This window comes from Anoxybacillus sp. FSL W8-1294, assembly GCF_037965005.1.
In the GTDB taxonomy this organism is placed as follows: Bacteria; Bacillota; Bacilli; order Bacillales; family Anoxybacillaceae; genus Anoxybacillus; species Anoxybacillus flavithermus_G.
Genome location: NZ_CP150179.1, coordinates 1,792,194 through 1,813,795, shown reverse-complemented (window position 1 = coordinate 1,813,795; position 21,602 = coordinate 1,792,194). Strand labels below are relative to the sequence as shown.

General features: G+C 46.5%; 16 protein-coding genes and 1 other annotated feature (1 of these 17 only partly in view). Of the genes, 14 read left to right on the top strand and 2 right to left on the bottom strand.

The features are described from left to right. Positions 1 to 164: a binding site (T-box leader), on the top strand (it extends 52 nt beyond the left edge of the window). 45 nt (positions 165 to 209) lie between these two features. From ileS to pyrE, 13 genes are all read left to right on the top strand, one after another. Then, a complete protein-coding gene (ileS, locus tag NSQ23_RS09595) occupies positions 210 to 2,966 on the top strand; it encodes an isoleucine--tRNA ligase (RefSeq protein ID WP_339170446.1) in 2,757 nt (918 codons plus the stop codon). 75 nt (positions 2,967 to 3,041) lie between these two features. Beyond that, positions 3,042 to 3,530, top strand: a complete 489-nt coding sequence (gene lspA / locus NSQ23_RS09590; RefSeq protein ID WP_339174371.1) for a signal peptidase II — start codon at positions 3,042 to 3,044, stop codon at positions 3,528 to 3,530. Continuing rightward, positions 3,505 to 4,416 (top strand): RluA family pseudouridine synthase, encoded by a 912-nt coding sequence (locus NSQ23_RS09585; protein ID WP_339170445.1) that lies wholly within the window; start codon positions 3,505 to 3,507, stop codon positions 4,414 to 4,416. Before lspA ends, NSQ23_RS09585 begins: the two co-directional genes overlap by 26 nt. Before the next feature lie 154 nt (positions 4,417 to 4,570). Then, positions 4,571 to 5,107 carry a bifunctional pyr operon transcriptional regulator/uracil phosphoribosyltransferase PyrR gene (gene pyrR / locus NSQ23_RS09580; protein ID WP_339170444.1) on the top strand — a complete coding sequence of 179 codons (537 nt, stop codon included), beginning with the start codon at positions 4,571 to 4,573 and terminating at the stop codon, positions 5,105 to 5,107. A 119-nt stretch (positions 5,108 to 5,226) separates the two neighbouring features. After that, complete coding sequence (locus NSQ23_RS09575) at positions 5,227 to 6,519, top strand: solute carrier family 23 protein (protein ID WP_339170442.1); 1,293 nt, start codon at positions 5,227 to 5,229, stop codon at positions 6,517 to 6,519. 142 nt (positions 6,520 to 6,661) lie between these two features. Then, positions 6,662 to 7,585 (top strand): aspartate carbamoyltransferase catalytic subunit, encoded by a 924-nt coding sequence (locus NSQ23_RS09570; protein WP_339170440.1) that lies wholly within the window; start codon positions 6,662 to 6,664, stop codon positions 7,583 to 7,585. Then, on the top strand, positions 7,551 to 8,837 hold the full coding sequence (locus tag NSQ23_RS09565) for a dihydroorotase (protein ID WP_339170438.1): 1,287 nt from the start codon (positions 7,551 to 7,553) through the stop codon (positions 8,835 to 8,837). The genes NSQ23_RS09570 and NSQ23_RS09565 overlap by 35 nt, the downstream gene beginning before the upstream one ends. Continuing rightward, positions 8,834 to 9,928: a carbamoyl phosphate synthase small subunit gene (locus NSQ23_RS09560; protein ID WP_339170437.1), complete on the top strand. Its 1,095-nt coding sequence runs from the start codon at positions 8,834 to 8,836 to the stop codon at positions 9,926 to 9,928. Before NSQ23_RS09565 ends, NSQ23_RS09560 begins: the two co-directional genes overlap by 4 nt. Beyond that, positions 9,921 to 13,112 carry a carbamoyl-phosphate synthase large subunit gene (carB, locus tag NSQ23_RS09555; protein ID WP_339170435.1) on the top strand — a complete coding sequence of 1,064 codons (3,192 nt, stop codon included), beginning with the start codon at positions 9,921 to 9,923 and terminating at the stop codon, positions 13,110 to 13,112. The genes NSQ23_RS09560 and carB overlap by 8 nt, the downstream gene beginning before the upstream one ends. Next, positions 13,109 to 13,873, top strand: coding sequence for a dihydroorotate dehydrogenase electron transfer subunit (locus NSQ23_RS09550; protein ID WP_339170432.1), 765 nt, complete (start codon positions 13,109 to 13,111; stop codon positions 13,871 to 13,873). The genes carB and NSQ23_RS09550 overlap by 4 nt, the downstream gene beginning before the upstream one ends. Further along, on the top strand, positions 13,870 to 14,808 hold the full coding sequence (locus NSQ23_RS09545) for a dihydroorotate dehydrogenase (RefSeq protein WP_339170431.1): 939 nt from the start codon (positions 13,870 to 13,872) through the stop codon (positions 14,806 to 14,808). The genes NSQ23_RS09550 and NSQ23_RS09545 overlap by 4 nt, the downstream gene beginning before the upstream one ends. Beyond that, positions 14,780 to 15,493 (top strand): orotidine-5'-phosphate decarboxylase, encoded by a 714-nt coding sequence (gene pyrF, locus NSQ23_RS09540; protein ID WP_004891168.1) that lies wholly within the window; start codon positions 14,780 to 14,782, stop codon positions 15,491 to 15,493. The genes NSQ23_RS09545 and pyrF overlap by 29 nt, the downstream gene beginning before the upstream one ends. Next, a complete protein-coding gene (gene pyrE, locus NSQ23_RS09535) occupies positions 15,493 to 16,107 on the top strand; it encodes an orotate phosphoribosyltransferase (protein ID WP_004891167.1) in 615 nt (204 codons plus the stop codon). The genes pyrF and pyrE overlap by 1 nt, the downstream gene beginning before the upstream one ends. 42 nt (positions 16,108 to 16,149) lie before the next feature. Here the strand turns inward: pyrE and NSQ23_RS09530 are convergent, their stop codons facing one another. Both NSQ23_RS09530 and NSQ23_RS09525 read right to left on the bottom strand, forming a co-directional pair. Next, entirely contained in the window at positions 16,150 to 16,998 is an 849-nt protein-coding gene (locus tag NSQ23_RS09530) for a hypothetical protein (RefSeq protein ID WP_339170429.1), read from the bottom strand. 103 nt (positions 16,999 to 17,101) lie between these two features. Then, complete coding sequence (locus NSQ23_RS09525; protein WP_339170426.1) at positions 17,102 to 18,814, bottom strand: NFACT RNA binding domain-containing protein; 1,713 nt, start codon at positions 18,812 to 18,814, stop codon at positions 17,102 to 17,104. 102 nt (positions 18,815 to 18,916) lie between these two features. On the opposite strand from NSQ23_RS09525, the gene NSQ23_RS09520 reads away from it, so the two are divergent. Next, on the top strand, positions 18,917 to 21,586 hold the full coding sequence (locus NSQ23_RS09520; RefSeq protein WP_339170424.1) for a calcium-transporting P-type ATPase, PMR1-type: 2,670 nt from the start codon (positions 18,917 to 18,919) through the stop codon (positions 21,584 to 21,586). The last annotated feature ends 16 nt before the right edge of the window (positions 21,587 to 21,602 follow it).

Here is a 21,602-nt window from a genome sequence, read left to right as displayed (position 1 = left end):
CGAGGGCGGTGGAAGCTCGGCATAAGCGAAAGAATGAAAATCACCCCGGAGTTCCGTGCTGAACAAATAGTAGGCCACGGCGCGTCATTCCCGTTACGAATGTCAAGTGGGCTATGTTTACATAGTCAACAAGGGTGGTACCGCGAGACCTTCTCGTCCCTTTTGGGCATGAGAAGGTTTTTTTATTTACTATAAAAGGAGGTTACATGATGGATTACAAAGATACGTTACTCATGCCAAAAACCGATTTCCCGATGCGCGGAAATCTTCCACAACGTGAACCACAAATGCAAGCAAAATGGGATGAAATGGACATTTATCGAAAAGTGCAAGAGCGTACAAAAGATCGCCCGCTTTTCGTATTGCATGACGGACCGCCGTATGCGAACGGCGACATTCATATGGGACATGCCCTTAATAAAATTTTAAAAGACTTTATCGTTCGCTATAAGTCAATGAGCGGCTATTGTGCACCGTACGTGCCAGGATGGGATACGCACGGTTTGCCAATTGAAACGGCGCTGACGAAAAATAAAGGCGTCAATCGGAAAGAAATGAGCGTTGCGGAATTCCGCAAGCTATGTGAGCAATATGCATACGAGCAAATTGACCGCCAGCGCGAACAATTTAAACGACTTGGTGTGCGCGGCGATTGGGACAATCCTTACATTACGTTAACGCCAGAATATGAAGCACAACAAATTAAAGTATTTGGCGAAATGGCGAAAAAAGGATTAATTTATAAAGGACTAAAACCGGTCTATTGGTCTCCATCGAGCGAATCGGCGCTTGCCGAAGCCGAAATCGAATATAAAGATAAACGCTCACCGTCCATTTACGTCGCTTTTCCTGTCAAAGACGGAAAAGGAGTGCTTGATGGGGATGAAAAAATCGTCATTTGGACGACGACGCCATGGACGATTCCAGCAAACTTAGGCATTGCTGTTCATCCAGAGTTGCAATATAGCGTCGTTGAGGCAGACGGTGGCAAATATGTCGTTGCATCCGAGTTATTACAATCGGTGCAAAAAGAAATCGGCTGGGAACATGTAACCGTATTAAAAACAGTAAAAGGAAGCGAGCTTGAGTACGTCATTGCGAAACATCCGTTTTACGATCGCGATTCGCTCGTCATTTGTGGCGAACACGTCACAACGGATGCCGGAACAGGTTGTGTTCATACTGCGCCAGGACACGGGGAAGACGACTTTATCGTCGGCCAAAAGTACGGCTTAGGTGTCCTTTGCCCTGTCGATGAGCGCGGCTATATGACAGAAGAAGCGCCAGGGTTTGCTGGCATGTTTTACGATGACGCAAACAAAGCGATTACAGAAAAACTGCAAGAAGTAGGTGCTTTATTAAAACTATCGTTTATTACGCACTCGTATCCGCACGACTGGCGGACGAAGCAACCGACGATTTTCCGTGCTACAGCCCAATGGTTTGCATCCATCGACAAAATTCGTGAGCAATTGTTGAAAGCTGTCGAAGAAACGAAATGGGTGCCGGCATGGGGTGAAATTCGCATCCACAACATGATTCGCGATCGCGGCGACTGGTGCATTTCGCGCCAACGCGCATGGGGGGTACCAATTCCGGTCTTTTATGCCGAAAATGGTGAGCCAATTATTACAGATGAAACGATTGAACATGTTTCCAACTTATTCCGCCAATACGGTTCAAACGTTTGGTTTGAACGCGAAGCAAAAGATTTACTTCCAGAAGGGTTTACGCATCCAGGCAGCCCGAACGGACGGTTTACGAAGGAAACGGACATTATGGACGTATGGTTCGACTCTGGTTCTTCTCATCAGGCGGTATTGGAAGAACGCGATGATTTACAACGGCCAGCAGACCTTTATTTAGAAGGGTCCGACCAATATCGCGGCTGGTTTAACTCATCGCTTTCCACCGCAGTTGCAGTTACCGGAAAAGCGCCGTATAAAGGCGTATTAAGCCACGGCTTCGTACTAGATGGCGAAGGACGAAAAATGAGCAAATCGCTTGGCAACGTCGTCGTACCAGCAAAAGTCATGGAACAGCTTGGTGCTGACATTTTGCGTCTTTGGGTTGCTTCTGTCGACTATCAAGCGGACGTGCGCATTTCTGACAACATTTTAAAACAAGTCGCAGAAGTGTACCGCAAAATTCGCAACACGTTCCGCTTTATGCTCGGTAACTTGTTCGATTTCAATCCTGCGGAACATACGGTAGCGGTCGATCAATTGCGCGAAGTTGACCGATACATGCTCATTAAATTAAATCGTCTCATCGACAAAGTAAAACAAGCATATGAAACGTATGAATTTGCGACGATTTATCATGAAGTGAACAACTTCTGTACCGTTGATTTAAGCGCGTTTTACTTCGACTTCTCAAAAGACGTGTTGTACATCGAAGCGGCAAATAATCATGAACGTCGTTCGATTCAAACGGTGTTGTATGAAACGCTTGTTGCGTTGACGAAACTTGTTGCGCCGATTTTACCGCATACGGCAGATGAAGTATGGTCATACATCCCGCATGTAAAAGAAGAAAGCGTGCAGCTTGTCGATATGCCAGAAGCGGTGCATATTGATGATGCAGATCGCATCGTTGCGAAATGGGATGCGTTTATGGAATTGCGCGATGAAGTATTAAAAGCACTAGAAGTGGCGCGCAATGAAAAACTTATCGGTAAGTCGCTTACTGCGCATGTCATTTTATATCCGACAGACGAAACGAAAGCGCTCATTGATTCGATTGAAGAAGATATGAAACAGCTATTAATCGTTTCAGCATTTTCGATCGGCGGAACGTTTGCTGATGCACCGAGCGAGGCGCAAACGTTCACAAAAACAGCGATTGTCGTCAAACAAGCAGAAGGAAAAACGTGCGCGCGTTGCTGGGTCGTTACACCAACGGTAGGCGAAGATGCAGACCATCCAGAGCTATGTCCACGTTGTGTGGCCATTGTCAAGCAATAACACATATCCCCCCTCGCTTTCAAGGGGGGATTATTTATGGTAAAATGGAGAAGAATTTCGCTCTGGAGGGGTATGATGTTATATTATTTGCTTGCTTTTGTCGTTATATTGATCGACCAATGGACGAAATGGCTTGTCGTTCGCTATATGGAATTAGGGGAAAGCATTCCAATTATTGAAAACGTGTTATACATTACATCGCATCGCAATCGCGGAGCGGCATGGGGCATGTTGCAAGGGCAATTTTGGTTGTTTTATATCGTTACGGTTGCCGTTGTCGTCGGCATCGTCATATACATTCAACGGTTGCAGCCTACGCAGCGGTTGTTTGGCATTGCGCTTGGACTTATGCTCGGTGGCGCGCTTGGCAACTTTATTGATCGCGTGTTTCGAAAAGAAGTCGTCGATTTTGTGCATACGTATATTTTCAATTATAGCTTCCCGATTTTTAACGTCGCCGATGCAGCATTGACAATCGGTGTTGCGCTCATGTTTATTTATACATGGACCGAAGAAAAACAACGAAAGGGAATGAGCGATGGAGCAAATTCAACTCACGATTGAAGAACAACACGATGGAGAGCGCATTGATAAAGTCATTGCTGAACTAAATGAACAATGGTCGCGTTCTCAAGTACAACAATGGTTAAAAGAAGGGCATGTGCTCGTGAACGGTAAAGCGGTGAAACCGAACTACAAATGCCATGTCGATGATGAAGTGGTCATTTCCATTCCGAGTCCGGAGCCGTTAGATGTTGAGCCGGAGCCAATTCCGCTCGACATTTATTACGAAGATGCGGACGTGCTCGTTGTCAATAAGCCGCGCGGCATGGTCGTTCATCCTGCGCCAGGGCATATGCACGGGACGCTTGTTAACGCGTTACTTGCACATTGTCAAGACCTTTCCGGCATTAACGGTGTGCTTCGACCGGGCATCGTTCATCGCATCGATAAAGATACGTCCGGTTTATTAATGATTGCCAAAAACGATTTGGCGCATGAGTCGCTTGTCAATCAACTTGTAAACAAAACGGTGACGCGCAAATATGTCGCGATCGTTCACGGTGTTATTCCGCACGATTATGGGACGATTGATGCTCCAATCGGGCGCGACCCACGCGATCGTCAAAGCATGGCCGTTGTGGAAAACGGAAAAGAAGCGGTGACACATTTTCGCGTCCTCGAACGATTTGAACATTATACGTTCGTTGAATGTCAGCTTGAAACAGGGCGGACGCATCAAATTCGTGTGCATATGAAATACATTGGCTATCCGCTTGCCGGAGATCCAAAATACGGCCCACGCAAAACGCTGCCGATTGACGGACAGGCGCTTCACGCCGGTGTATTAGGATTTCAACATCCGCGCACAGGCGAATATTTGCAGTTTGAAGCTCCGATTCCTCACGAATTTGAGCGATTGCTCGACATGTTGCGAAATAATCGTTGACAAAAGGAAAAAAGAAACGTACAATGAGTTCAAGTGAACAAAGACCTTTAAGTTCAGTCCCGTGAGGCTGAGAAGGTGTCGGATTTAGGTGACGTGTGCCTACATATACCCTCTCGCCAAACGGTGAGAGGGTTTTTTGTATGGAGGTGGAACGATGCAAAAGGCCATTGTATTAGACGAACAAGCGATTCGACGCGCGTTGACGCGCATTGCTCACGAAATTATTGAGCGCAATAAAGGGATTGACGATTGCGTCCTCATCGGCATTAAAACGCGCGGCATTTACTTAGCAAAGCGATTAGCTGAACGCATTGAACAAATTGAAGGAACGTCTATTCCTGTTGGCGAGTTAGATATTACATTATATCGTGATGATTTAGCAGTAAAAACAGACGATCGTGAACCGCTTGTGAAAGGAACGGACGTCCCATTTTCTGTTACAAATCGAAAAGTCGTTTTAGTTGATGACGTATTATTTACAGGCCGAACGGTGCGCGCCGCCATGGATGCCGTTATGGATCTCGGTCGTCCGGCGCAAATTCAATTAGCTGTTCTCGTTGACCGCGGTCATCGCGAATTGCCGATTCGTGCTGATTTCGTCGGCAAAAACATCCCGACATCAAGCGCAGAAAGAATTGTCGTCGAATTAAAAGAAGTGGACGACATCGATCAAGTGAGCATACATGAATAAAGCACCCTTTTTAAAGGCAGTCCAGCGAGGCTGACAAAGGGGAACGGTTTTTTACACCCTCTTTGTGCCTTCGTACGGACAAAGAGGGTTTTTTATATAAACAGAAATAAGGAGAGAGAATGATGAAACCGGTATTAGACGTGAAAGATGTTCCTTCTTTCGGACAGCTTGTTACACTTAGTTTACAACATTTATTTGCGATGTTTGGTGCAACGATTTTAGTGCCATATTTGGTCGGATTAAGTCCAGCGATGGCGCTCATTTCAAGCGGACTCGGTACAATCGCCTTTTTAATCGTGACAAAATGGCAAGTACCTGCTTACCTCGGCTCATCGTTCGCATTTATTACGCCAATTATTGCAGCGAAAGCGGCCGGTGGTCCGGGTGCGGCGATGATCGGCAGCTTTTTAGCCGGTCTCGTATATGGCATCGTCGCTTTAGCAATTAAAAAAGCAGGTTATCGTTGGATCATGAATTTACTTCCGCCGATCGTCGTCGGTCCAGTCATTATCGTCATCGGATTAGGATTAGCAAACGTTGCCGTCAGCATGGCGATGAACGGCTCAGATGGAAAGTATAGCTTAACGCACTTTTCTGTTGCGGTCGTGACGCTCGCGGCAACGATTGTATTCTCGATTTTATCGCGAGGAATGTTTAGCTTAGTACCTGTTTTGATGGGCATTATCGTTGGCTACGTGTACGCGCTAGCTATCGGTGTCGTTGATTTATCAGGGGTGGCGAAAGCAAAATGGCTCGAAATGCCGGATTTCTTGTTGCCATTCGTTCATTACGATGTCCGCGTGACACTCGATATTGTGCTATTGATGGTGCCTGTAGCCATTGTGACATTATCTGAACATATCGGGCATCAGCTCGTATTAAGCAAAGTCGTTGGGCGCGACTATATTAAAGAACCAGGTTTACATCGCTCGATTTTCGGTGACGGATTAGCAACGATGATTTCAGCCCTCATCGGCGGTCCGCCAAAGACGACATACGGAGAAAATATCGGTGTATTAGCAATTACACGCGTATATAGTGTATATGTGTTAGCTGGTGCGGCTGTGCTCGCGATCGCGTTCGGATTTTTAGGAAAAGTGACGGCGCTTATTAGCTCGATTCCGACGCCGGTGATGGGTGGCGTATCGATCTTACTGTTCGGAATTATCGCTTCTTCAGGTTTGCGCATGCTTGTCGATAGTAAAATCGACTTTGGTGACAAACGAAACTTAGTCATCTCATCGGTTATTCTTGTCATCGGCATCGGGGATGCGGTCATTAAAGTATCAGAGCAATTTGAAGTGCACGGCATGGCGCTTGCGGCAATCACAGGTATCGTATTAAACCTCATTTTGCCTGGTCGTCCGAACGTGACAGATAGCGTATTTGAACAAAAACATGATATCGCATAATACACCTTTTAAAAGAAGTCCAGCGAGGCTTACAAAGGTGTACTAGAGGAAATCCGTTCATCGAAACGGTCTATTTCCTCGAGCTTTCAAACACCTTGCCTCGCTCGGCAAGGTGTTTTTTTACTAAAAAGGAGGAGTTTATATGCATTTACTAACGTTAGCAGAACTCTCGGTTGATGAAGTACTCGCCATTTTGCATGAAGCGGAACGATTTGCGAACGGTGAAACGTGGAAAGTCAATAAACAAACGTTTGTCGCCAACTTATTTTTTGAACCGAGCACGCGCACAAAATGCAGTTTTGAAATAGCGGAACGAAAACTTGGGCTTGAAGTCATTCCGTTTGATGCAGAGATGTCGAGCGTCCAAAAAGGAGAAACGTTGTACGATACGATTCGGACGTTGCAAGCGATCGGTGTGGAAGCGGTCGTCGTTCGCCACCCATCTGATCATTACTTTGACTCGCTTCGCGAAACGATTCATATCCCGATCATTAACGCAGGTGACGGATGCGGTCACCATCCGACACAATCGTTACTCGACTTAATGACGATTCGTCAACAGTTTGGCACATTTATCGGACTGAATGTTGCCATTGTCGGTGACATTCGTCATAGCCGAGTAGCACGTTCGAATGCTGAAATATTAACAAGGCTCGGCGCAAACGTCTTCTTTTGCAGCCCTCCTGAGTGGCAAGATATAACGAATCCGTACGGCACATACGTCGATCTTGACACGGCAGTGAAAGAAGCAGACGTCGTCATGCTTCTTCGCATTCAGCACGAGCGTCATGAAGAAAAAATGGGATGGACGAAAGAGCAATATCATGAACAGTACGGCTTAACGATCGCGCGAGAAAAACAAATGAAAAACACGAGTATCATTTTACATCCGGCTCCAGTCAATCGCGATGTAGAAATCGCAAGTGAACTCGTTGAATGTGAACGATCACGCATTTTTAAACAAATGGAAAACGGTGTATACGTGCGCATGGCTGTTTTAAAACGAGCATTACAAAAAGGAGGAACGAAACATGGCTATCATTTTCAAACGTGCGCGTTTGCTTAATGAGCAAGGTGAACTTATACAGACGGATATAAAAGTTGCTGGAGGTCGTATCGTTCATATTGCCCCTGACCTCGATGCAAGCGATGACGATGAAGTGATTGATGTTAACGGCCAATTTGTTGCTCCGGGGTTTATTGACGTACACGTTCATTTACGTGAGCCGGGCGGCGAGCATAAAGAAACGATTGCGACAGGTACGCTCGCTGCGGCAAAAGGTGGATTTACAACGATTGCGGCGATGCCAAACACAAAACCTGTTCCTGATACAAAACAACAAATAGAGTGGCTCGTCAACCGCATTCGCGAAACGGCGCACGTGCGCGTGTTACCGTATGCTTCGATTACAGTGCGCCAAGCAGGAAAACAGCTTGTCGATTTCGCGGCCTTAAAAGAAGCAGGAGCGTTCGCGTTTACAGACGATGGCGTGGGAGTGCAAAGCGCGCGCATCATGTATGAAGCGATGCAGCAAGCGGCAGCTCTCGATATGCCTATTGTCGCACATTGTGAAGACGAAACGCTCACATATAAAGGATGTGTACACGACGGTTCATTTGCAAAACGGTATGGACTTTCTGGCATTCCTTCCGTTTGTGAATCGGTACATATTGCCCGCGATGTGTTGTTAGCCGAAGCGACCGGGTGTCACTACCACGTTTGTCATATAAGCACGAAACAGTCGGTGCGCATCGTGCGCGAGGCGAAACAAGCAGGAATTCGCGTCACTGCTGAAGTGACTCCGCACCATTTACTGCTTTGTGATGAAGACATCCCAATGTTAGATGCGAACTTTAAAATGAATCCACCGTTGCGAACGAAAGAAGATCAACAGGCGTTAATTGAAGGATTGCTTGATGGAACGATTGATTTTATTGCCACCGACCATGCACCGCATACAGAAGAAGAAAAAAGCGAAGGGATGGTGCTTGCACCGTTTGGCATCGTTGGATTAGAAACCGCCTTTCCGCTTTTATATACGCATTTTGTTGAAAAAGGAATATGCACGTTAAAACAGCTTGTTGACTGGCTTTCAAAAAAACCAGCCGAGACGTTTCGCATTGACGGCGGGGAACTAAAAGTTGGCGCCAAAGCAGATTTCGTCATTATCGATTTACATAACGAACAAGCCATTGATCCAAACACTTTTGTATCGAAAGGAAAAAATACACCGTTTGCAGGCTGGACGTGTAAAGGATGGCCAACGATGACGATTGTAGATGGAAAAATGGTTTGGCAGAAAGGAAGAGGAGAATGAAACGACAACTCATTTTAGAAGATGGTACACGTTTTGTTGGCGAAGCGTTTGGAAGCGAACGACAAACAGTCGGTGAAGTCGTTTTTAACACCGGAATGACAGGATATCAAGAAATTTTAACGGACCCGTCGTATTGCGGACAAATCGTAACGATGACGTATCCTTTAATCGGAAACTATGGCGTCAACCGCGACGATTTCGAATCAATCGAACCGCATGTGTTTGGATTTATTGTGAAAGAAGCGTGCCTATCTCCGTTCAATTGGCGAAGTGAGCTAACGATTGACGAATATTTGCGCATGAAAAATATCCCCGGCTTAGCAGGTGTCGATACGCGGAAACTGACGCGCATTATTCGTCAATACGGCACGTTAAAAGGAATGATTTGCGACATGGACGTGTCCGTTTCGGAGGCGGTCGCTTATTTAAAAGAAACGGAACTTGCGCGCGATCAAGTGAAGCGCGTATCGACAAAAAGCCCGTACGCTAGCCCAGGGCGCGGCCATCGCATCGTTTTAATCGACTTTGGCATGAAGCACGGCATTTTGCGTGAATTAAATAAACGCCATTGCGATGTCATCGTGTTACCGTACAACGCAACGGCCGAAGAAGTATTGCAATGGCATCCCGACGGTGTCATGTTATCGAACGGACCAGGGGATCCGAAAGACGTACCAGAAGCGATTGACATGATCCAAGGTGTCCTTGGGCGTGTGCCGCTTTTCGGCATTTGCCTCGGCCATCAACTGTTTGCGCTCGCCTGCGGAGCGAATACAGAAAAGATGAAGTTCGGCCATCGCGGTTCGAATCATCCTGTGAAACATATTGAAACAGGAAAAGTAGCGATCACCTCGCAAAATCACGGCTACACTGTCACGGAACAGTCGCTCGTTCATACGCGATTAGAAGTGACGCATATCGCCTTAAACGACGGAACGATTGAAGGGCTTCGCCATCGCGACGTTCCTGCGTTTACCGTGCAATATCATCCGGAAGCGTCGCCAGGTCCAGAAGACGCAAACGGTTTATTCGACGATTTTATTGCGATGATTGAACAGTTTAAAAAAGAAAGAGGTGTCGTTCATGCCTAAACGTCAAGATATTGAAACGATTCTCGTCATCGGTTCTGGACCGATTGTCATCGGGCAAGCAGCGGAGTTCGATTATGCGGGAACGCAAGCCTGCTTGGCGTTAAAAGAAGAAGGATATAAAGTCATTCTCGTCAACTCCAACCCGGCAACGATTATGACCGATACAGAAATTGCTGACAAAGTATACATGGAACCGTTAACGCTCGAATTTGTCTCGCGCGTCATTCGGAAAGAACGGCCCGATGCCATTTTGCCGACGCTTGGCGGGCAGACGGGATTAAACTTAGCGGTCGAATTAGCAAAAGCAGGAGTGCTTGAAGAGTGCGGTGTTGAAATTCTCGGCACGAAATTAGAAGCGATTGAAAAAGCGGAAGACCGTGAACAATTCCGAGCCCTTATGAACGAGCTTGGCGAGCCGGTGCCAGAAAGCGCCATCGTACATAGTTTACAAGAGGCGTATGCGTTCGTTTCACAAATCGGATATCCGGTCATCGTTCGCCCGGCATTTACGCTCGGTGGAACAGGCGGAGGCATTTGTACGAACGAAGAAGAGCTAATCGACATCGTCTCAAGCGGCTTAAAAATGAGCCCCGTTCATCAATGTTTATTAGAAAAAAGTATCGCAGGCTATAAAGAAATTGAATACGAAGTCATGCGCGATTCGAAAGACAACGCCATCGTCGTTTGCAATATGGAAAATATTGATCCCGTCGGCATTCATACGGGCGATTCCATCGTCGTCGCGCCAAGTCAAACGTTAAGCGATCGCGAATATCAGCTATTGCGCAACGCCTCGCTGCGCATCATTCGCGCGCTCGGCATTGAAGGGGGCTGCAACGTTCAACTTGCCCTTGATCCGCACAGTTTTCAATATTACGTCATTGAAGTCAACCCGCGCGTCAGTCGCTCATCGGCGCTTGCATCGAAAGCAACGGGGTATCCGATTGCGAAACTCGCCGCAAAAATTGCGGTCGGTTTAACGCTTGATGAAATGATGAATCCTGTGACGGGAAAAACGTACGCTTGCTTTGAGCCAACGCTTGATTACGTCGTCACTAAAATTCCGCGTTTTCCATTTGACAAGTTTGAATCCGCCAACCGTCATCTCGGTACACAAATGAAAGCGACGGGGGAAGTAATGGCGATCGGGCGCACGTTTGAACAGTCGCTATTAAAAGCGGTGCGCTCGCTTGAAACGAACGTCTATCATTTAGAATTAAAAGAACAAGTCGATGATGCATTGATACAAAAGCGTATTCAAAAAGCGGGCGATGAACGGTTATTTTACATTGCGGAAGCGTTTCGTCGCGGTGTAACGGTCGAACAAGTGCATGCATGGAGCCAAATCGATCCGTTCTTTTTAACAAAAATTGAAGGCATTGTGAAGTACGAATCCGTTTTACGCGAACATGTTGGCAATATCGACATACTAAAAAAAGCGAAAGAAATGGGCTTTTCTGATGTGGCGATTGCGAAATATTGGCAGATGACTGAACGAGATGTGTATGAGATGCGGAAACGCGCTCGCATAACGCCTGTATATAAAACGGTCGACACGTGCGCAGCGGAATTCGAATCAGAAACGCCGTACTATTACAGCACGTATGAAGAAGAAAACGAATCGCTTGTTACGCCGCGCGAAAGTGTCGTCGTCCTCGGCTCTGGTCCGATTCGCATCGGGCAAGGGATCGAGTTTGACTACGCGACCGTTCATTCCGTATGGGCGATTAAAGAAGCGGGGTATGAAGCGATCATTATTAACAACAATCCAGAGACGGTTTCAACCGACTTTAGCATTTCCGATAAGCTATACTTTGAACCGTTAACGATTGAAGATGTGATGCACGTCATCGATTTAGAACAGCCAATTGGCGTCATCGTTCAATTCGGCGGACAAACAGCGATCAACTTAGCAGCGGAATTAGCCGCGCGCGGGGTGCGCATTCTCGGCACGTCGCTCGAAGATTTAGATCGCGCCGAAAATCGCGACAAATTTGAACGAACGCTTGCGCAACTCGGCATTCCGCAACCGAAAGGAAAAACAGCGTTTTCGATTGAAGAAGCGGTACGCATTGCTGAAGACATCGGCTATCCTGTTCTCGTGCGCCCATCGTATGTGCTCGGTGGTCGGGCGATGGAAATCGTCTATAAAAAAGAAGAGCTGCTACATTACATGGAGCACGCAGTGAAAGTAAATCCGCAACATCCGGTATTAATTGACCGTTATTTGATCGGAAAAGAAATCGAAGTCGATGCGATTTCCGACGGAGAAGATGTATTCATTCCAGGCATTATGGAACATATTGAGCGCGCTGGTGTCCATTCGGGCGATTCGATCGCCGTCTATCCACCGCAGACGTTAACAAGAGACATCAAACAAAAAATTGTTGATTATACGATTGCGCTTGCGAAAGGGTTGCGCATCGTCGGATTGTTGAACATTCAGTTCGTGTTATATGACGGTAATGTGTACGTTTTAGAAGTCAATCCACGTTCAAGCCGCACCGTTCCATTTTTAAGTAAAATTACGAACGTGCCGATGGCAAACATCGCAACAAAAGTCATTTTAGGCGCAAAGTTAAACGAGCTTGGTTACTACACCGGATTGAAAGAAGAAAGCGAAGGCGTATATGTGAAAGCACCTGTCTTTTCATTCGCAAAGTTGCGCAACGTCGATATTTCGCTCGGTCCAGAAATGAAATCGACGGGCGAAGTGATCGGGAAGGATGAAACGTTTGCGAAGGCGCTTTATAAAGGGCTTGTCGCTTCGGGGATTCACATTCGTCCACACGGTGCTGTGTTGTTGACGATCGCCGATAAAGATAAAGAAGAAGCGATTGATATCGCGCGCCGCTTTTACAACATTGGTTATCAGTTGCTTGCGACAAACGGCACAGCACAAACGTTGCGCGAAGCGAACATTCCCGTGACCGTCGTCAATAAAATTCATACCGGCTCACCGAACATTCTTGACGTCATTCGCCAAGGTGAAGCGCAAGTCGTCATTAACACATTAACAAAGGGAAAAGAAACAGAAAGCGATGGCTTCCGCATTCGTCGCGAAGCGGTAGAAAACGGCATTCCTTGTTTAACGTCGCTCGATACAGCGAAAGCGATGCTGCTCGTTTTAGAAGCGATGACGTTTTCGACAACGGCAATGACAGAAAAGAAGGTGGGCGTATGAGAGAAAATATGATAATCGTCTCCAACCACCAAATCGCAACAGGCATTTATGAATTAACGCTTTCCGGTTCGCTCGTTCAGCGCATGCACACCCCCGGACAATTTGTGCATGTCAAAGTGGCAAACTTCGCACCGCTGTTGCGCCGTCCGCTCAGCCTTTGCGACATTAATCACGAAGCTGGAGAATGTACGATCATTTACCGTGCGGAAGGGGCAGGAACAACGCTCCTTTCGCAAAAACAGCCTGGGGAGTCGCTCGATGTGCTCGGTCCGCTCGGAAACGGCTTTCCGCTTTCCGCTCTTTCAAGCGGGCAACATGCCCTTCTTGTCGGTGGTGGTATCGGGGTGCCACCGTTATATGAACTAGCAAAGCAACTAGTGAAAAACGGTGTATGTGTCACAGTCGTGCTCGGTTTTCAAACGAAAGAAGTCGTCTTTTACGAGCAACAATTTGCTTCGTTCGGTAAGACGTACGTTGCAACGGCAGATGGTTCGTACGGCATGAAAGGATTTGTTACCGACGTCATTCTTGATCACGCCCTTTCGTTTGATGTGCTATATGCGTGTGGACCGAAGCCGATGTTAAAAGCATTACAACAACAATTTCCGCATAAAGAGCTATATTTGTCATTAGAAGAACGAATGGGTTGCGGCGTCGGCGCTTGTTTTGCATGCGTATGCCACGTGCCAAACAGCGAAACGGCATATAAAAAAGTATGTAGCGATGGACCTGTATTTCGAGCAGGGGAGGTCGTGTTATGAACCGATTAGCAGTTGAATTGCCAGGACTTTCATTAAAAAATCCGATTATGCCTGCATCGGGCTGTTTCGGATTTGGACGGGAATACGCGAAATTTTACGATTTAAGCGTTCTCGGAGCAATTATGATTAAAGCGACGACGCTTGACGCGCGCTTCGGCAATCCGACGCCACGTGTCGCCGAGACGGCAAGCGGCATGTTAAATGCGATCGGGTTGCAAAATCCCGGCGTTGATTATGTGCTTGCCGAAGAACTGCCGTGGTTAGCGCAATACGACGTGCCGATTATCGCAAACATTGCCGGTTCTACGATGGAAGAATATGTGGAAGTCGCCAAGCGCATATCAAAAGCGCCAAACGTTCATGCGCTCGAGTTAAATATTTCATGCCCCAATGTAAAACAAGGTGGCATTGCGTTCGGTACTGTGCCGGAAGTTGCCGCCGAACTGACGCGGGCGGTAAAAGAAGTGTCTGCCGTGCCTGTGTATGTGAAACTATCTCCAAACGTGACAAACATTGTCGCGATGGCGAAAGCGATTGAACAAGCAGGCGCGGACGGATTGACGATGATTAATACGTTAGTTGGCATGCGCATCGACGTTAAAACAGGGAAGCCGATTTTAGCGAACGGAACAGGCGGATTATCTGGTCCAGCCATTAAACCGATTGCCATTCGAATGATTTATGAAGTAAGCCAAGCAGTATCGCTTCCGATTATCGGCATGGGCGGCATTCAAAGCGCCGAAGATGTCATCGAGTTTTTTTATGCCGGTGCAAGCGCGGTGGCGATTGGAACAGCGAATTTTATCGACCCGTACGTTTGTCCACATATTATTCGCGACTTGCCACCTCTTTTAGATGAACTACGTATCGATCATATTTCGGAATGTACGGGAAGGAGCTGGAACAATGGACAAACCGTTTATTGTGGCACTTGATTTTTCATCAAAGGAAGAAGTGCGGTCGTTTTTGCAGTTATTTTCTGACACATCGCTTTTTTTAAAAGTCGGCATGGAGCTATATTTTCAAGAAGGTCCAGCGATCATCGACGAATTAAAGCAGCGCGGACATGATATTTTTTTAGATTTAAAGCTTCATGATATTCCACATACAGTAAAACGAGCAATGAAAGGATTGGCGAAATTAGGCATTGATTTAGTGAACGTTCATGCATCAGGGGGAAGCGCGATGATGCGCGCAGCGATCGAAGGATTAGAAGAAGGAACGCCGCCTGGAATGAAGCGTCCCCGTTGCATCGCGGTGACGCAGCTAACGAGCACAAGCGAACGAATGCTTCATGATGAATTGTTGATTGACCGGACGATGAATGAAACGGTGCTTCATTACGCTACGCTTGCGTATCGTAGCGGGCTTGACGGCGTCGTTTGTTCGGCGCAAGAAGTGCCGTTTCTTCGCGCATCACTTGGCGCATCGTTCATCACCGTTACCCCAGGCATTCGTTTTGCGGATGATCAAGCGGACGATCAAGTGCGCGTTGTAACACCATATGAGGCGAAACAGCTTGGAACAAATTATATCGTCATCGGACGAAGCATCACAAAAGCGCACAATCCATATGCGGCATATGAACGGCTAAAACGAGAATGGGATGGTGGACAATGATGAAAAAAGAAATCGCAAAACAACTTCTTTCGATCGGTGCAGTATCGTTAAGCCCAAACGAACCATTTACGTGGTCTTCCGGCATACAAGCTCCTATTTATTGCGACAATCGGCTGACGTTAGCGTACCCAGCGGTGAGAAAAATGATTGCCGATGAACTCACTTCGCTTATTCGCATGCATTTTCCGGATGTGGAAGTTATCGCTGGCACAGCGACGGCAGGCATTCCCCATGCGGCATGGGTGAGCGAACGACTCGATGTACCGATGTGTTATATTCGCAGTCAAGCGAAAGGACATGGAAAAGGGAAACAAATTGAAGGGAAAGTCGAACGAGGGCAACGCGTTGTTGTCGTAGAAGATTTAATTTCAACAGGCGGCAGCTCGCTAAATGCTGTACGGGCTTTGCGCGAAGCAGGATGCCACGTGCTTGGCGTCGTTGCCATTTTCACATACGGATTACAAAAAGGCAAACGAGCGTTTCAGCAGGAACAAGTCCCATACTACACCGCCACTGATTACGATACGCTCATCGAAACAGCAACAGAGCTTAGTATCATTACCGAAAAAGAGCGAGCAACGTTACACCAGTGGCGCGAGCAGTTAGAAGCATAAAAAAAGGGTGTCCGATGAGCGACACCCTTTTTGATTTTACACTTATTTCGTGGAAATCGTGTTTGTTTTTAAGTAGTGGATATCGTTTGCTTGTTGAATCGAACGGAGTGATAATGCTTGTAGAATCGTTTCTTGATGCGCCATTTTTTCAAATCCTTCTTCCATTTGTTGCGACAATTGTTCGATTTGCTGTTTTATGGCTGGAATTTCTTGCACATGCAACTCAACAACAGTCATTCGTTCCATTAATTGTCCAACCATTTCCCGAATTGCTGGCACGAGCGCCACATCATCTTTTGTGGCCATTGTTTGTTCAATTCGCTCCACCCGATGTTCAAGCGCACGCATACCGCTTTGCAGAGATACAACATCGTCTTTTGTCGCCATACGCTGCTCGATGCTTGCGATATCGTCTTTTGTCGCCATACGCTGCTCGATGCTTACGATATCATCTTTTGTAGCCATGCGCTGCTCGATGCTTACGATATCATCTTTTGTAGCCATGCGCTGCTCGATACTGATGATATCATCTTTTGTAGCCATGCGCTGCTCGATGCTTACGATATCATCTTTTGTAGCCATGCGCTGCTCGATGCTGATGATATCATCTTTTGTAGCCATGCGCTGCTCGATGCTTACGATATCATCTTTTGTAGCCATGCGCTGCTCGATGCTTACGATATCATCTTTTGTAGCCATGCGCTGCTCGATGCTTGCGATATCATCTTTTGTAGCCATGCGCTGCTCGATACTGATGATATCATCTTTCGTCGCCATCGTTTGCTCGATTTGATCAATACGCTTATTCACAGCAGCGATATCGTCCTTTGTAGCCATGTTCGCACGCAAATATGCCAGCTCATCAAAAATGCGTTGCAACAACTGTTCCATCATGCTCACCTCCTTTTTTTCGCTCCCATTATATCATGATTCGACGAAAAGAGAGAATAAAAAAACGACAAAATATTTTGATAAGTGTGAAAAACCCGCCTGCTTAGACGGGTTTTTTCATCCTCACAACTAACTCCTCATCCGGTGTGACGTAGATCGTTTGTTGGTTTTCGTAAATGACAAAGCCTGGTTTGGCACCGCTCGGTTTTTTAACGTAGCGGACGCGTGTGTAGTCGACCGGAACGGAGCTGGAGTGGCGCGCTTTACTAAAGTAGGCGGCTAAATGGGCAGCTTCGATGATCGTTTGTTCGGATGGTTGCTTGCTTTTAATGACGACGTGGGAGCCAGGGATGTCTTTCGTATGAAGCCAAATGTCGTCTTTGCTTGCGAATTTGTTCGTTAAATAGTCGTTTTGTTTATTGTTTTTGCCGACAAAAATCTCCGTTCCGTCGCTTGAGATGTAGCGTTCAAGGTCAATCGTGCGCGGCTTTTGTTTTTTCTGTTTTGTCGCTTTAGAGCGCAAATAGCCTTGTTCGATTAATTCGTCGCGAATATCGTCAATGTCTTTTGGTGAGGCGGTTTCGAGCTGTTGTAAAAGCGTATCGAAATACACGATTTCTTCTTTTGTGCGTTCGATTTGCTCTTGGACGATCGCAAGCGAATTTTTCGCTTTTTGGTATTTTTGAAAATAACTTTGTGCGTTTTCGGACGGCGTTTTTTGTTCATCAAGTGGAATCGTGATCGTTGTGCCATGTTCGTCGTAGTAGTTGATCACTTCAATTTCTTTCATTCCGCGCTTTACTGCATAAAGATTTGCGGTTAACAATTCCCCATATAGTCGATATTGTTCCGCCTGCTTTGCTTCCTCTAACGTTTTTTCTAATTTCAACAGCTTTTTCTCATTTTTCGCTTTTTCATTCGCAACAAATCGCTCTAAATCGTGCGCTTGTTGTTTGACACGGTCGCGTTCCGCTTTGCCGAAATAAAAACGGTCAAGCATCTCGCTTAATGTGTCAAACGGTTTCATTTCGCCTTCAATGTGAGTGAGTGGCAACGCGTAAAATATTTCTTTTTCCCCTGTCGTATATATACACGGAGTAAAATTCCCGTTTCGTACGTTTTCGATAAGCGATATAAAACTTTTCGGTAGCGTCGTCCGATTGGCGAGCCCTGCCCGATGAACAGCTTCGCGAGCAAACAGCGGAGAAATGCCCATAAATGTCGCCACGAGTTGATCAGCTAATTTTCCAGCGAGAAAATCGATTTTTTTTAACACCGTTTCTTCCGTCGCATCAAGCGGATTCAGTTTATTATGCGACGGCGGCGAAATGTAAGGCGCCCCCGGCAGCACCGTTCGATAGCGGTTCACAGCAGGCGAGAGATGTTTGACGCTATCGATAATTGTATTCGTCTGTTCATCGACGAGAATGATGTTGCTGTGGCGGCCCATCATTTCAATAATGAGTTGCTTCGTACATACATCACCAAGCTCATTTCTTGCTTTCACGTGAATGATGATGATGCGATCAAAATCGACTTGCGTAATCGCCTCGATGATGCCCCCTTCCATATGTTTACGCAAAAGCATGCAAAACATCGGTGGTTCAGACGGGTTATCGTACGTCTCATTTGTTAAATGAATACGGGCGTAAATCGGATGTGCACATAATAACAATTTATAGTTACGTCCGTGCGAGCGAACATGAAATACTAATTCATATGAAGAGGGTTGATAAATTTTTGAAATGCGCCCCCCGACAAGCGTGCGCTGTAATTCTTTTGTCATCGCATATGTAAATACTCCGTCAAACGACATAAAAAAACACCTTTCTCTTTTTTCTTTTGATTATACCATATCATTTTTTTGTACATGCCTGAATAAGCTGTCATAGATAAGATAAGCGGAAGGGGGAAAGAAATGAGCTGGCACGGACTGCGTGTTGAACAAGTCGAACAACAAGTAAACACAACAATCGGTTTCGGATTAACGGAAAAAGAAGCGAAAAAACGATTAAAACAATTTGGAAAAAATGAGCTTTCAGAAGAAAAAAAGCCGTCTGCGTTCAAACAATTTATCGGGCAATTTCAAGACTTTATGGTGCTCGTTTTATTGGCGGCAACGGCGATTTCTGCCGTATTAGGGGAATACATCGATGCGATCGCCATCGTAGCGATTGTGATCATTAACGCATGCCTAGGATTTATACAAGAGCGGCGAGCGGAAAAGTCGCTTGAGGCGTTAAAAAAACTATCCGCCCCAGAATCGCTCGTTTTACGTGACGGTCAATGGATGAAAGTGCCGTCTGCCGACCTTGTCGTTGGCGACATTGTGAAATTCGCAAGCGGCGATCGTATCGGGGCTGACGTACGCCTTATTGAAGCGAAGGGACTATATATTGAAGAATCGTCTTTGACAGGGGAGTCGCTTCCGGTTGAAAAACAAACAGCGCCACTTCCCCAAGACGTTTCGTTAGGTGATCGGACGAATATGGCGTTTATGGGCACGCTCGTGGCGAAAGGAAGCGGTGCAGGTATTGTCGTAGCGACAGGGATGAATACAGCGATGGGACAAATCGCCCATTTATTGCAATCTGCACCAACGATGACAACACCGTTGCAGCGAAAGCTTGAACAGCTCGGCAAAATTTTAATTGTCATCGCTTTAGCGCTCACAGCGCTCGTTGTCGTGCTTGGTGTATGGCAAGGACATGAACTGTATGACATGTTTTTGGCAGGCGTGTCGCTTGCGGTTGCGGCGATTCCTGAAGGATTACCAGCTATTGTCACTGTCGTATTAGCGCTCGGTGTGCAGCGAATGATGAAACGAAACGCCATCGTGCGCAAACTTCCGGCCGTTGAAACGCTCGGGTGCGCGTCCGTCATTTGTTCTGATAAAACAGGAACGATGACAGAAAATCAAATGACCGTCACACACGTATGGGTGAATCATCGCTTATGGACAGTAAGCGGGACGGGCTATGAACCAAAAGGAACGTTTTTGTTAAATGGTAAACAAGAAAAAATAGACACATCGTTGCAACAACTGTTACTGTTCGGGGCGTTGTGCAATCATGCTGAGCTGAAGAAAAAAGGGAAAGCGTATATGATTGATGGCGACCCGACCGAAGGGGCACTCGTTGTAGCTGCGGCGAAAGCAGGATGGACGAAAGACAAAATCGCTAATGAGTTTACGATTGAACATGAATTTCCGTTTGATTCGACGCGCAAAATGATGACCGTCATCGTGAAAGATCGTTCGAATCGGCGCTTTATCGTGACAAAAGGAGCACCAGATATGTTGCTCGAACGATGCCGTTTCCTATACATGAACGGTCAAGCCAAACCGCTTCGCGACCAAGAACGAAAAACGGTACAACAAACGGTCAATATGCTCGCCTCACAGGCGCTTCGAACGATTGCGATCGCGTATCGTCCGCTTTCATTCGCCGAAGCGATCAACGATGAAACGAAAGCAGAAAGCGACTTAACGTTCATCGGTTTACAAGGGATGATCGACCCACCGCGAAAAGAAGTGAAACAAGCGATAGCCGAATGTAAAAAAGCAGGCATTAAAACGGTGATGATTACAGGAGATCACGTATTAACAGCAAAAGCGATCGCTCAGCAACTACACATGTTGCCATCAAATGGAAAAGTGATGGACGGAAAGACGTTATCGCAACTCACTGTCGATGAGTTAGAAGACGTTGTAGAGGATGTATATGTTTTTGCGCGCGTATCGCCAGAACATAAATTAAAAATCGTGCAAGCGTTGCAAAAAAGAGGGCATATTGTGGCGATGACAGGCGATGGGGTCAACGATGCCCCGGCTATTAAAACAGCAAACATTGGCATTGCGATGGGGATCACAGGAACGGACGTCTCAAAAGAAGCGGCTTCCCTCGTTTTGTTAGACGATAACTTTGCGACCATTAAAGCTGCCATTGAAGAAGGGCGAAACATTTACGAAAACATTCGTAAATTTATTCGCTATTTGCTTGCATCAAACGTCGGAGAAATTTTAGTCATGTTATTTGCGATGATTTTAGCTCTTCCACTCCCGCTTGTACCGATTCAAATTTTATGGGTCAATCTTGTGACAGATGGATTGCCTGCCATGGCGCTCGGATTAGACCCTGCAGAAGAAAACGTCATGAAACGGCCGCCACGCCATCCGAAAGAAGGGGTGTTTGCGCGCGGGCTCGGTTGGAAAATTGTTAGCCGTGGCTTTCTTATCGGTATGGTGACGCTTATCGCGTTTCTCGTTGTGCATACGCGACATCCGGAAAACTTAACGTATGCGCAGACGGTCGCCTTTGCGACGCTCGTGCTCGCTCAGCTCATCCACGTCTTTGATTGTCGAAGCGAGCGATCGGTGTTTGACCGCAATCCGTTTGAAAATATATATTTAGTGCTTGCCGTTTTGTCGTCGCTTTTATTGCTGCTTGTCGTTATTTATTATCCGCCGTTACAACCAATTTTCCATACCGTTTCGCTTCCGCTTGCAGATTGGTTGTTAATTGTCGGCTTATCGGCTATTCCGACGTTTTTACTGGCAGGTTCGCTATTTGCGCGTCGCCGTTCATGAAATGTTTTCGCTATAT